Genomic DNA, 13,738 nt, shown 5'->3' with positions numbered 1-13,738 from the left:
GTATGACGACGCAGACAGAGCAGCAGAATGATTATATAACTCCTGTGCCTAATGCCACGCCCTTTGAGCGACAGTGGCAGCAGTTATGGCAAGACATTGAGCTAGCAGGCGGACGCTATCAATACGTTCAGCAGCAGCTGGTGAAGAACGGCTTTATGGTAGATCGCCAACCTGTCGATAACATGAGCCCAAAAGAACGGGATCGCTATAAAAAAGCCTTAAAAAAAGAGGCGGCAGAAGAAATAATCCTTAAAAAATCAGCGTGGCAAGCCTACAAAGCCCACCATATTGTCCATCTTGGTCACCAAGTCTACTGGTCAGATGACACCAGTGCCGATAAATGGGATATCAAAGATGCGCCCAATCGCCTTATTGAAAATAAGCTACCACTACTCAACAAGCATACTGAGCTGGCAGACGCAGTTAACTTAACCGTGCCCCAATTGAAAGGACTCTGCTATCAAAGGGACGTCGCAACCAATCTGGCCTATTCGCATTTCACTATTGCCAAACGCAATGGAACAGCGCGTCAAATTTGGTCACCCATTCCGCGATTGAAGTTTGTACAGCGCTGGATTTTGAATCAAGTCTTAAACAACTTAACGACGCATGATGCCGCACATGGTTTTGTACGTGGCAAATCCATCGTGACCAATGCAGCAGTTCATAGCAACAGTGAGCTACTTATTAAGCTGGATGTCAAAGACTTCTTCCCTAGTGTCAGCTGGCGCCGCGTCAAAGGCGTGTTCCGTCATGCCGGTTATCAAGAACAAATATCCACGCTACTGGCGCTATTGTGCACCGAAGCGCCTAGGCAAATCATCAAACAAGATGGCGTTACCTACTATGTGGCGTTAGGTGATAGAGCTTTGCCACAAGGCGCACCCACTAGCCCTGCACTATCCAATATCGTCTGCTTAAATTTAGATCGACGCTTAACGGGACTGGCTGACAAAATTGGCTTGCGCTATAGCCGCTATGCCGATGATTTAACGTTTAGTTTGCCAGTATCCAATCAGAAATCCAACACTGCAAAGAGCGATTCAGACACTAAGCACAACCAATTGATTGGTCAACTCTTAGGATCAGTGAATAAAATCTTACGAGAAGAAGGGTTTGCGCTGAATAACGACAAGACACGTGTGATTCGCACAGGAAATCAGCATAACGTTACTGGCATGGTAGTCAACGGTAGCGGCGTGCCAAGGGTCTCACGCCAAATCAAGCGCATGTTGCGTGCAGCCGTTCATAACTTAGAATCAGGCGGTACATTACGCGCTGATGAGACTTTAAATACGCTGTCAGGATATGCTGCTTGGATAGCCTCGGCAGAGCCAGAGCTAGGACACAGTTACCTAGCTAGAATTGAGCGTTTGCAAGTACAAGAAGAGACACCTGCATAGATATTTATTTATATTTATAAAAAGACGAGTATTAGAAATAATTCTATTTCTAATACTCGTCTTTACATCAGTAACATGTACTGATGTAAAGACACTGATATAAATATAGCGCCATTACACCAATAAAAACGCTGCAGTACGACTGTCTTTTGATTGGGCCACGTCTTCTGGCGTTCCTTGAGCGACGATTACCCCGCCCGCATCTCCTGCCCCTGGCCCGATATCAATGATCCAGTCGCTATTGCTAGCCACTTGCATATCATGCTCAACCATGATGACGGTATTGCCCGCATCGACGAGACCATTTAACTGCGTCATGAGCATAGACACGTCAGCAGGATGTAGACCTGTGGTTGGCTCATCCAATATGTATAGCGTGTCGCCTCGTTGCACACGCTGCAGCTCAGTGGCAAGCTTAATCCGTTGTGCTTCACCGCCTGATAACTCAGTGGCAGGCTGACCCAGACGTAAGTAACCAAGTCCAACTTGTAGCAACGCCTCTAATGCACGCAAAATAGGCGCTTCATCATTAAAAAATTCATGTGCCGCTTCAACTGTTAAATTCAAAACTTCAGCGATGTTTTTGTCTCGATAAGTGATTGCCAGCGTATCCTCATCATAGCGCTGACCATGACAAACCTGACAAGGCGCATAAACGCTTGGCAAAAACAACAGCTCAACACTAACAAACCCTAAACCTTCGCAATTTGGGCAGCGGCCTTTTGTGGTGTTAAATGAAAACCTGCCAGCATCATAGCCATGAGATTTTGCTTGCTTGGTCGCCGCAAAAATCTTACGCACATCGTCAAACAAACCCGTATAGGTTGCCAAATTAGAGCGCGGTGTACGCCCAATCGCTTTTTGATTGATATTAATAAGACGACGGACATGCTCCATGCCAGCGACGATTTCACCACCAGTTACTGACTCAAGCTCTTGCTCAAGTAAATCTGCCTCACCGACAGGCGCTTCTGTGACTGTCTTTTGACCCAATGCTTCATTGATAAGCTCTACCAACGCTTGGCTGACAAGGCTTGACTTTCCTGAGCCCGAGACACCTGTGACGCTGGTCATCACCCCAAGCGGAAACTCAACGTCTAGTCCTGTGATATTGTTTCGCTCAATGTTTGCAAGCTTGAGCCACTCTGTCGGCTGTCTTGTATTAGATTTAGATTGAGCGTTAGACGTAGCATTGGCAAAGAGATATTGACCAGTATGCGACTGCGCTACCTCACGAAGACCATCTACAGGACCACTATAGACAATCTCGCCGCCATGCGTGCCTGCTTTTGGCCCGACATCGACTACCCAATCGGCGTGTCTAATAACGCTAACATCATGCTCAACGACAAACACTGAATTACCAGCCGCGATTAGCTCATCCAATGACCCTAGCAATGCTTGAGTATCAGCGGGATGCAGACCTGCCGATGGCTCATCAAGGACATATACCACGCCAAACAGCTGCGAGCGAATTTGAGTGGCCAAACGCAGTCGCTGTAACTCACCAGGAGAGAGTGTCGGTGTGGTACGCTCAAGCGATAGATAGCCTAACCCTAATCTTGTCAGCGCTTCAACACGAGAGAGTATGTCACTGGCAATACGTTGGGCAACGATGGCTTTTTCGCGGTTTGGTATGTCATCGGCTACCTTGGTACGAGCAGTTACTTCTAATTTTTGTGCCATTTCAGTTAGCGTTAGCTGTGATAGCTCACCGATATCGAGTCCTGCAAACTTGACCGATAGCGATTCTTTCTTTAGTTTTTTTCCGTGACATTCAGGGCACTCAGATATCTGCATAAACTGCGAAACGCGTTTTTTGGTACGCGGGCTCTGAGTGGTGGCAAAAGAGTGCAAAATAAAATTTTTGGCACTGGTAAAAGTACCCATATAGTTTGGCTTTTCGCCACTTTCGATCGCATCGCGCGTTTGCTCAATGTTGTATTCAGAATAGACAGGTACCGTCGGCGTATCATCCGTAAACAAAATCCAGTCGCGTGTTTTTTTCGGCAATGTGTGCCATGGTTTATCAATATCATAGCCCAATGTGGTCAATATACGGCTAAGGTTTTGTCCTTGCCACGCTGGTGGCCATGCTGCAATCGCACGCTCACGGATGGTCTTGGTGTTATCTGGCACCAGTAACTCTTCAGTGACTTCAAATACGCGGCCAATACCTGAACAAGTTGGGCAAGCACCATCTGGTGTATTGGGAGAGAACGCATCTGCGTACAATATTCCTTGATCTGCCGGATACCCTCCTGCGCGTGAGTACAACATGCGTAGACCATTGGATATCGTCGTTACGCTACCCACCGACGAGCGCACTGAAGGTGTACCTCGTTTTTGCTGTAAGGCGACTGCTGGCGGCAACCCTTCTATGGTATCGACATCTGGCTCATCGACCTGATCGATCAGGCGTCTCGCATAAGGCGATACTGAGTCAAGATAGCGGCGTTGTGACTCAGCAAACAACGTACCAAATGCCAATGATGATTTCCCTGAGCCTGATATGCCAGTGAAGACTACTAGTGCATTGCGAGGTAAGTCAACATCAACGTTCTTTAAGTTGTGTACGCGCGCGCCTCTGACCTGAATGTTTTCTTGGTCAGGGTTATAGAGAGCGTTCTTTACTACGGTTTTTTTATTTGTCTTTTCTTCTAATTTTTTTTGGTTCGTCATAATGCTACTGTTCCTATAGAATCGTTGTTTATTCCTAACATACTTAGTTTTCTTTATTTAATTAGTTGTCTTTATTGAATTAGCAGAAAGGTTAACATGTACTTATCCAAAGCTATGGCTAGGCTTACGTATCAATAGCATAGATAGACAAAACGATAACTTAAATGACTGATATTTTGACAATAAAAAACCCGCATAAACGCGGGTTTCGTTTAGCAAAAAATACTATTAAGGTGCTATTAAGATAATGACAGCTTGCACATTAAGACACTACCAACCTCATCATTTAAGTACTTACTTAACGTCTTTTCCAAATTCCTTGAAATCTGACTTACGAATTTTTGCATGAACACCTTTGGTTTTATCAACCACTTGCGACACTTCAAAATCGGTGGCGGCGCTCAAATAAGCATAAGCTGTTGACTCATCGATACCATACTCCTGATTCAAAAAACGAATCGCTTCACGAGTAGACTTCTTCATTGCCTCATCTAAATCTGCATCTAAGCCAGGGGTGATCCAGAAATCAGCGTTTTCTGCCAATGGCTGCTCAATTTTTTTGCCAGGTACAGGGTCCTTTCCAGCTTTCAACAATGTGAATTTAAATGTTGCACGAGCAGATGCTTCTAATGCTGTCAGTGCCACCTCACCATCACCTTGTGCAAAATGACTGTCACCTGTATAAAACAAAGCACCATCTACTTGCACTGGATAATAAACAGTAGAGCCAGCACCCAATTCATTAATATCTATATTACCACCATAAAGCGAAGGAGGTACTGAATGCACCTTTTCTGAGGTGTTAGCTGCAACACCCATTAAGCCCATGAACGGACTAAGCGGAAAACGAATAGATGGACCAGAAGCAGTCTCTAAGACACCTTCATAATCACCTGAGGCATTTTTTTCTATGGGTGTGAATACCGAAACATTACCATAGCGTTCAGGGTTGGCGGCAGAGGCACCTGCTTGGGGTGTCTTTTTGGGAAACTCTCCAGGTAAGGCCCCCTTACCATGACGATTAGAAATAACACCGTAAGGAACACGCGGCTCTACCTTTAACACCTCGACCTTTAATACATCACCAGGTTTCGCGCCCTTTATTTCAATAGGACCTGTCACAATATGAGGCCCATCTTTATCAAAATCGTGATCCAATGTAGATTTAGTGATAGCTTTTGCTTCATCTAAAATGAATGCGGCGTTAACCCCTTTTGAGGTGAAAAACTTTTCAGCGTCACGCCCCTGATCTTCAAGTAACCCTTCATGTGACACCGTATCAAATGTGACAGTACTACCAGACGCCACAGATAATAAGGGCTTAGCGTCTTTATTGGGTAAATAACCCCATGTAATGGTATCTAAAGTCGATGGTACGTAATAGTTCCCTTTGTAGTCGCCTTCTTTTAACTGAACAGGTTTGTTAGACATTTGCTTAAGCATAATAAAGCTGTCTGCGTAAGACGCTGAAGTACCAAGTGCGCTAAGAACAACCAAGGAAAGCACTGTATTTTTGAACATAAAAGATACCCTTAATAGTTAAATAGATTATAAGTACATCTATAACTCGGCAAGTTTTATGCCATCTCCCAAACGCCATTTTTGCTAAGAAAAGCACTATTTTATGACATCAATTTGACTTAATGTAGTGCATTGCTGAATAAAAAGAACCTCTTTAGCGCATTCAGGTATGTCAAATATACCCTAATATCTCAAGACACCACCAACCTCATCAACTGCGTGCTAATATAACCACCAAACGTGCCCACTGCATAACCTAAAATACCTAAGAATACGCCAACTGGAGCCAGTGATGGATGAAACGCTGTTGCGACAATTGGCGCAGAGGATGCACCGCCTGTATTAGCATTAGAGCCGACTGCTAAGAAGAAGAATGGCGCACGAATGATTCTAGCGACGGCAAAAATAATTACGACATGGATGCTCATCCATAACAGACCGATGAGCAGTAACCGCCACTGCGAGATGATACCGGCTAGATTAATTTGCATACCAATAGCGGCAATCAACACGAAGATAAATACGGTACCGATTTTTGATGCACCAACATGATCGAGTCTGCGAATCTTGGTAAACGAAAAAATGACGCCTATTACCGTAATAATCACCACCATCCAAAAAAATGCGCTGGCAAAGCTATATTGCACTGCCCATTGATATGGCGCAAAAAAATCAGCAATCTGGCCACCGACAAAGTGCGCTACCCCGACCATGGCAAAACATAAGCCAAACATCACCATCAAATCATTGATGGTGGCTGGGCGGGCATGATCACGCTCATAGCTCTCAACCGCTTTGACCACTTTATCGATGCTCCTAGTATCAGCGCGTAGAAAACGATCTATCTTTTCGCTGTGTTTTGCCATGACCAAAATAGCCAGTAGCCACAGTGAAGCATTGGTGGTATCGACCAAAATCATCATGCCAAATAAATCATCACTGACCCCGAACAGCTCTTTCATCGCTGCTTGGTTAGCCGCCCCGCCGATCCAACTACCCGCTACAGCAGAAAACCCACGCCATAGCGTATCATCAGTGAACATTTCAGGCGATACCCATTTGGCAATCCCTAAACTGATCGGACCACTAATGATGATAGCGATACTGGCAGCGAAGAACATCGCGATCGCCTTCCAGCCCAGCCCTAGTATTTTTGGCACATCCATTGATAGAGTCATCAGCAGCAAACTTGCTGGCAGTAGATACGTGGCAGTAAAACCATATATCTGTGAGCCAATACCGTCGGCGAACACGCCCAAACTGTTAAGCGTGGCAGGTATAAAGCAGCACAGCACAATACCAGGCAATACGGCATAGAATCTCTGCCAAAACTTGCCAGGCAGCCCTTGGGTATAAAAGACTAGGCCAATAATGGCCATGATGATACCGAACGCTAATGGTAGGCTATCGATTGCTAAGTTTGAGGCGTTAGGCATCAGGGTACTCCGAGAGATACAATGGGCAAAAGTGACTCAGTATAGACAAGCCAAAAAACTCATACAAGGATAAATACAGAATTATCAAACGCAAAAAAGCCAGATAACAAGTATCTGGCTTTTTGATGCTAAGTCATATGATTGATAGCCGGTTGTTTCACCCTCTATCAATCATTAACGATAGCGGTATTACGAGTTGTTACCACGGTTGCCGCCGTTTGGACGACCTTGGCCACGGCTGTCAGAACGACCAGCTGGACGACCTTGGCTGCCGCTTGGACGACCGCGACCAGTTGCAGCACGCTCACCACGTGGAACGCCAGTGCTATCGCCACGGCTTGGGCCACCAGTGCGCTTACCTTGATAAGGCTTGCCACCTGAACGCTCATTTGGTTTGCCTGACGTGTCACGTGGCTTACCTTGATAACCGCTGTCATTGCTAGCACGTTGACCAGTTGCTGCGCTGCTGTCACTTGAGCGACCGCGAGCATTAGCAGGGTTACCTTGATAGCCACCGCTTGAGCGACCACGGCCTTGACCATTACCACCGCCATTAGAGCGACCACGACCACGGCCACGACCATTACCTTTGTTTTCGCTAGGTACGTAAGTCTTCTTAGGTTCCATACCTTCGATGATACATACTTCCATTTTACGATCTAAATAACGGTTGATGGCGTTTAGCTGTGGACGATCATCCATGCTACATAGGCTGATAGCCACACCAGTACGACCAGCACGACCACAACGACCGATACGATGGACGTAATCTTCAGTTTGACGCGGTAAATCATAGTTGATTACGTGCGAGATAGCTGGGATATCTAGACCACGAGCAGCAACGTCAGTCGCTACTAGGATTTTTACTTTGCCATTACGCAAGTCTTGAACGATACGGTTACGCTTGCTTTGTGGCAAATCACCATGTAGGAAGCTGGCTTTATGCCCCGCTTCTTGTAGCTGTTTGGCCAGTTTTTCAGTGCTACGTTTGGTGGCAGCAAAGATAATGATCTGTTCCATATCTTGCTGGCAAACGATTTTGTCAAGTAAACGGTTCTTATGTTCGAAATCATCACAGTAGTACACTTTTTCTTCGATGTGTGCAGATTCTACTTTGATAGATACACGCTCAGGGTTCTTAGTGAAGCTGGCAGCGATTTTACCTACTGGGCCATCCCAAGTTGCTGAACACATGATGGTTTGACGATCAGTAGGAGCAGCACGCAAGATGTCACTGATGTCATCAGCAAAACCCATGTCTAGCATACGGTCAGCTTCGTCAAGTACCAATACTTCTAGGTTTGACAAGTCAACGCGGCCTGCATTGATATGGTCAAGTAGACGACCAGGGGTCGCAACGATAACTTGAACGCCTTTTTTCAGAGCAGTGATCTGACCGTTGTATGGTGCGCCGCCAACTAGTGGCACACAGAACAAACCGCGCATGTCTTTAGAGTACGTACGTACGCTATCATGTACTTGCTGAGCAAGTTCACGCGTTGGCGTTAGGATAAGTGCTTTGGTTAGTTTGTCAAAGCTAGTAGCACGGCTCAAACGGTCAAGAACAGGGATAACGAATGCAGCTGTTTTACCACTACCCGTTTGCGCTGACAATAAAAGGTCACGACCTGCTAGAGCAAAAGGAATGGCTTGTGCTTGGATAGGCGTTGGGTTGGTATAACCACTGCGATCAAGTGCAGTTAGAATAGGTTTAGCGATGCCAAGATCAGTAAAAGTAACTTGGTTTTCATCAACAGCGTCAGTAGCAGCCGCTTGAGTATTAGTGTTTGGGGTGTCAGTGCTTTCGATGATACCGTTTTCAGCGGCAATTGCAGATAAGATGTCAGTCATAGGAATCCTTGGTAAGTATAAGTTGCTGTAAATTCAGCAAACTTGATGCATACCACTGATAACCGTTCACCACGCTGCTTTTATCAAAGAATCATCGAACCACAAAAAGTGTCGATAACCAGAAGCTAAGCCAATAAAGCTCAGAATCTCTATAATAAATGCGTTCGTGCTGTCTGACGTATTTTGGTGGTAGTGCCGAGTGTCTTATCCTTGCTTGACATAAGCGCGTTATCAATGCTTTGTCCAAAGCAGATAAAGGCAAACAACAACCAATCTAGACCCTATTGATAGGCCAGTAGATAAGATATGAGTCAAAAATAACGGATATTTTTATAAAAGGTTATTTAAGTACACAAAATCATCGGCAACAATTACTTATGGTCATCCTAGACCCAAAATCGCAGGCGATGTTATCAATCTCATAATTCACGAAAGCTAAGCTAACGTGGCGACGCAGTATATCACAATAAAACGTTATGTGTAGCTATTTCTTTAACTACTGGGTAAATAAGACCATTATTACTGATAGCTATTCATTATACATTGATTCAATTATCAAAATAGCAAGCAGTCTACTAGTGACGTATGGACCGACTATGTTACTAACTTCTATGTCCCTACTATCTATGCTACTAACGCCCTGTCTTGATCTCAGTGACGTAGGTTGGCAGCTGCCATGCGCCGCCAATTTCAATTAAACGGCACAGACCAGTGCTGCTTTCATGACTCTTTTCAAACGCACGGCCGGTCCATAGCCAATCGACCTTGGACACACAGTCGCCAATACCGCGACCTTTTTGTACAGAAGCGATCTTCCCTTTGTCATAGCCTGTGGCACTGGTCGTTACCAGTGTTGGCTTATAAGGCTTACTGTCATTGAGTACCCAAACGCCGGTGCCTGCATTATAGGCGCCTGTCCAGCACTCATGCTGTACTAATACCTGTGAGCTATTTAAACGATTGATACGCCAAGGTGATTTGTCTGACAAGTTTGGACAGTCAGTATCAGCATCTTTCATTGTGCCTCTCATTAATGATGCCAACTGAGAAGACTTCATGGCAAATTTCTTGTCACCGCCATTGTCAGCTTTGCCGTTAGGAATCACATAACGCAGTACAGGGGCAGATTTTGGTGGTAATACGCTGTCATTAGACTTAATGATATTGTCACTATTAATAAATGCGCTTGATGTCCCTATGCGTCCTTGAAACTCATCAGCTTTTAGCATGACGGCACTCGCGCCTTTGTCGGATAGTTGCCAGCGCGAATTGCGTAATGATAGCGTGATTTTGCTAGACTTAGTCAATGCCTCTAGCAGCGCTGCTACCTGCGTCTGGGTCAAGTCAGCATGGCCTGCAGCTGCTGAAAACGGTTTGGTCTCACCATAATCTTTGTCATTGATCATAAGCGATATTCGGTGGCGACTGCCCAATTGTAACAGTGCTTTAGAGGAGCTGTCTTTGGCACCGCCAAGCTTTATCTTACCCTCTACAACCGCATTTGCACCAGCGCGGCGCACCAGTAAGACCGAGACCGGAAACTCACTGTTGTTTTCTGCTTGATACCCTGCCAATCGGCAAGTACGGGTGTTATCACAAGCCACTTGCCAATCTTGATTGGTCAACTCAGTTGATGCGTGTGCCATACTTACTGTACTAAGTAGGCTAGCACCGACAGCAGCGAAGATAGGTAATAACTTTTTATTTCTTTTCTTTAAAAAAGTCGCTATTTTTGTTTTTTTAGGCTGAGTCTTCAAATGTTTGTCGCTACCTACTCGGTTAAGATCATTGTCAGATCTAATATTGTTGATATGGTGCTCAATACCTATCTCGTCGACGCTCAGGCTATCTGTGCCTGTGCATTCTGCGTCTATACATTGTGAGGTATGTTTCATATAGCTATTGTGCTTCATAATTATTACTCATCAATAGAAGAAGTATAAAAACCTATCTACAATGGCGGTCGTCCCTATCTTAACGCACCAGTGTTTCTATCTGTTGTACTAATGTATCATTGTGTAAAGGCAAAAGAAAGCTTGAGAGCAATATATTCATATTTTTGAATATATAAAGAGGCTGATAAGTTATTTACTTATCAGCCTCTATGTTTAAACTTCGCTGTTATGTCTAGAGTTAGTGCGTGTTCGTTTTAGTTGATAGGCTTTAACTCTAGCTCCACTGCACGTTTCACAGCTGGACGCTCAGCGATACGCTTAGCCCAGCGCTGCAAATGTTTATAATCTTCTACCTGTAAAAATTCTGCCGCATCATAGAGTTTGCCCAGTGCCAGCTGCCCGTACCATGACCAAACAATCATATCTGCGATGTTGTAGTCACTCTCGTCATTACCACACAGATAGGTATGGTCTTTTAGATGCGTGTCTAATACGTCAAGCTGACGTTTGGTTTCCATCGTATAGCGGTTAATTGGGTACTCTAGTGGCTCAGGTGCATAGGCATAAAAATGTCCAAAGCCGCCACCTAGGAAAGGCGCGCTACCCATTTGCCACATGATCCAAGACAGACAGTCTGCTCGCGCTTTACCTGTGGCCAATGGCAAAAATTTATCGAATTTCTCTGCCAGATACATCAGGATTGCCCCCGACTCAAAAAGCGCGATCGGCTCGCCAGCAGAATGATCGACCAAGGCGGGAATTTTTGAGTTGGGATTGATTGCCACAAAGCCTGAACCAAACTGCTCACCTTGAGAGATGTCGATTTTGTAGGCATCGTATGCCGCATCGCTGATACCAATTTCTGCTAATTCTTCTAGTAATATGTTTACTTTGACGCCATTTGGGGTATTGAGCGAATATAATTGTAGCGGCGCATCCCCCACTGGTAGCTCTTTATCGTAGCGCGCACCTGATGTAGGGCTATTAATACTGGCAAACTTACCACCGCTCTCTTTGTCTTGTACCCAAACTTTTGGCGGTACGTATTTATCATTTTGTGTACTGTTGGTTGGTTCATTACTCATAAATTGTCCTTGATGTCTGTTTTTTAGGTCTATTTTAGATACTATTTATTCAAAGGAAGTTGCTTCAAGTACTGATACTGAATCAACTATATATCAATTGCTGACAAGGCTTTACTATACCGAGAACGCACAACGACATTAAAGCCCTCTCTTGTAATCAATGTTGCATTTCTACTGCTCAAAGACTTAAGAACTCAAGGGCTAAAGTAAAATGGATAAATAAAGCATTACCGCTGAGTAACTTACCTTTTTATTTTTAGGTTGGTTACTCTCCAGTTAGTCATTTTCTGCTTAGCTACTGTCTACTTAGTCACTACCTACTTGGCCACTTTCTGCTTCGTTACCTTGAGTCACTTTTATTATGATTCAGGCTTTCTTATACTACTCCACTTGCATAGCGATCTGCTCGCAAATCCGCTATTTTCCTACCTCATAAACAGACGTTCAATGGGACTGACATGGTAACGCTCACCCCGACTCAAGATAAATACCTACCTTATGTACTGGCGGTGGCGCTGTTTATGCAAATCTTAGACGCCACTATTTTAAACACCTCGTTACCGCAAATGGCACAGGCACTAGGCGAATCACCGCTAAAGATGCAGTGGGCCGTTATCAGTTACGCCCTGACCTTGGCTATCTTCATTCCGATCAGTGGGTTTTTGGCCGATAAGTATGGCACCCGCCGAGTGTTCTTATCAGCGATTATCATATTTTGTATTGGCTCACTGCTGTGTGCGGCGTCACCCACCCTAGACTTTTTGGTTGGTTCACGTGTGGTACAGGGCATTGGCGGTGCAATGATGACGCCTGTGGCACGGCTGATACTGGTCAAATCCTACCCGCGCAACAAGCTCCTGACTGTGATGAACTTTGCTGTCATACCGGCATTGGTAGCGCCCTTAGTAGGACCCGTACTGGGTGGCTATATCGTGCAGTACGCCAGTTGGCACTGGATATTTTTGATCAACATACCGATGGGTGTGGCCGGATTTATCATGGGCAAAAAGCTGGTGCCCGCTTTATTTGAGGATACTAAGCGTCTTGATTGGACAGGATTTATGTTGTTTGCCGCTGCGGCGTGCGGGTTTACGCTCGCTGTCGAATTTGGCTCACACGCAGGCCGTGGTCTTTACGGTCTACTGTTTGGGTTGGCTGCCAGTCTATTTATTGGTGCGTATGTCTGGCATGCCAAGCGACGAGCAGACCCCTTGTTTCCACTGAGTTTATTTGATATTCGCACCTTTAAAGTGGGTATCACAGGCAACCTATTCACTCGCCTTGGCATCAGCGCCGTACCATTTCTATTGCCTTTGCTGCTACAAGTGGTGTTCGAATACTCACCGTCGCAGGCAGGCTGGTTGCTTGCCCCTATTGCCGTGGGTGCTATCGGTATCAAACCTTGGGTCAGTAAAATCATTCAGCGATTCAGCTACCGTAAAGTGTTGGTCTATAACACGTTGTTTATGGGTTCGCTCATTATTGTGCTAGCGCATTTCAACGATGCCTCACAGTGGCTCTGGTTTATCCCTATCTTGACCATCATGGGCGCTTGCAACTCAATGCAGTTCAGCGCGATGAACACCATTACCATCGGTGATCTGCAAGGCGCACAAACCAGTAGTGGTAATAGCTTAATGGCCGTCAATCAGCAGTTGGCCATTAGCTTTGGTATTGCGTTTGGCGCAGCTGTATTGAATATACTGCGTGAACGCTTGCAAATGGATACCCTAGCGGCGTTTCAAACTACTTACTGGATATTGGGGATATTGACGATTCTTTCCGGGCTATACTTCTTGCGCTTAAAACCTGAAGATGGGCGCGGTTTATACTAGAGTGTACCGAATAGAGTCTGTCGAATTTCA

At 45.2% G+C, this 13,738-nt stretch carries 8 protein-coding genes; 2 read left to right on the top strand and 6 right to left on the bottom strand.

What is annotated here, in order from left to right:
* Positions 1–2 precede the first annotated feature (2 nt).
* Complete coding sequence (locus I6E86_RS07895) at positions 3–1,403, top strand: reverse transcriptase family protein (RefSeq protein WP_197176786.1); 1,401 nt, start codon at positions 3–5, stop codon at positions 1,401–1,403.
* Positions 1,404–1,517: 114 nt separating this feature from the next.
* Here I6E86_RS07895 and uvrA read toward each other — a convergent pair whose 3' ends face one another.
* The 6 genes from uvrA to yghU form a co-directional block, all read right to left on the bottom strand.
* Positions 1,518–4,085, bottom strand: a complete 2,568-nt coding sequence (gene uvrA / locus I6E86_RS07890; RefSeq protein WP_197176785.1) for an excinuclease ABC subunit UvrA — start codon at positions 4,083–4,085, stop codon at positions 1,518–1,520.
* 294 nt (positions 4,086–4,379) lie between these two features.
* Positions 4,380–5,606 (bottom strand): acetamidase/formamidase family protein, encoded by a 1,227-nt coding sequence (locus I6E86_RS07885; protein ID WP_197176783.1) that lies wholly within the window; start codon positions 5,604–5,606, stop codon positions 4,380–4,382.
* 191 nt (positions 5,607–5,797) lie between these two features.
* Complete coding sequence (locus I6E86_RS07880) at positions 5,798–7,042, bottom strand: DUF819 domain-containing protein (RefSeq protein WP_197176782.1); 1,245 nt, start codon at positions 7,040–7,042, stop codon at positions 5,798–5,800.
* 189 nt (positions 7,043–7,231) lie between these two features.
* Complete coding sequence (locus I6E86_RS07875) at positions 7,232–8,893, bottom strand: DEAD/DEAH box helicase (protein WP_197176780.1); 1,662 nt, start codon at positions 8,891–8,893, stop codon at positions 7,232–7,234.
* A gap of 632 nt (positions 8,894–9,525) precedes the next feature.
* Positions 9,526–10,788, bottom strand: a complete 1,263-nt coding sequence (locus I6E86_RS07870; protein ID WP_197176778.1) for a DUF1176 domain-containing protein — start codon at positions 10,786–10,788, stop codon at positions 9,526–9,528.
* Positions 10,789–11,042: 254 nt separating this feature from the next.
* Entirely contained in the window at positions 11,043–11,873 is an 831-nt protein-coding gene (yghU, locus tag I6E86_RS07865; protein WP_197176776.1) for a glutathione-dependent disulfide-bond oxidoreductase, read from the bottom strand.
* Positions 11,874–12,331: 458 nt separating this feature from the next.
* On the opposite strand from yghU, the gene I6E86_RS07860 reads away from it, so the two are divergent.
* Positions 12,332–13,708: a DHA2 family efflux MFS transporter permease subunit gene (locus tag I6E86_RS07860; protein WP_197176770.1), complete on the top strand. Its 1,377-nt coding sequence runs from the start codon at positions 12,332–12,334 to the stop codon at positions 13,706–13,708.
* Positions 13,709–13,738 lie beyond the last annotated feature (30 nt).

Origin of the sequence: Psychrobacter sp. SWN149, from assembly GCF_015864565.1 — a bacterium.
Classification (GTDB): Bacteria; Pseudomonadota; Gammaproteobacteria; order Pseudomonadales; family Moraxellaceae; genus Psychrobacter.
This window is presented reverse-complemented; position numbering and strand designations above follow the sequence as displayed.

What these genes read in the sequence shown, in the direction of transcription:
- I6E86_RS07885 (WP_197176783.1), bottom strand. Translation starts at nt 5,606, where the DNA reads ATGTTCAAAAATACAGTGCTTTCCTTGGTTGTTCTTAGCGCACTTGGT.
- I6E86_RS07870 (WP_197176778.1), bottom strand. Translation starts at nt 10,788, where the DNA reads ATGAAACATACCTCACAATGTATAGACGCAGAATGCACAGGCACAGAT.
- I6E86_RS07860 (WP_197176770.1), top strand. Translation starts at nt 12,332, where the DNA reads ATGGTAACGCTCACCCCGACTCAAGATAAATACCTACCTTATGTACTG.
- I6E86_RS07880 (WP_197176782.1), bottom strand. Translation starts at nt 7,042, where the DNA reads ATGCCTAACGCCTCAAACTTAGCAATCGATAGCCTACCATTAGCGTTC.
- I6E86_RS07895 (WP_197176786.1), top strand. Translation starts at nt 3, where the DNA reads ATGACGACGCAGACAGAGCAGCAGAATGATTATATAACTCCTGTGCCT.
- yghU (WP_197176776.1), bottom strand. Translation starts at nt 11,873, where the DNA reads ATGAGTAATGAACCAACCAACAGTACACAAAATGATAAATACGTACCG.
- uvrA (WP_197176785.1), bottom strand. Translation starts at nt 4,085, where the DNA reads ATGACGAACCAAAAAAAATTAGAAGAAAAGACAAATAAAAAAACCGTA.
- I6E86_RS07875 (WP_197176780.1), bottom strand. Translation starts at nt 8,893, where the DNA reads ATGACTGACATCTTATCTGCAATTGCCGCTGAAAACGGTATCATCGAA.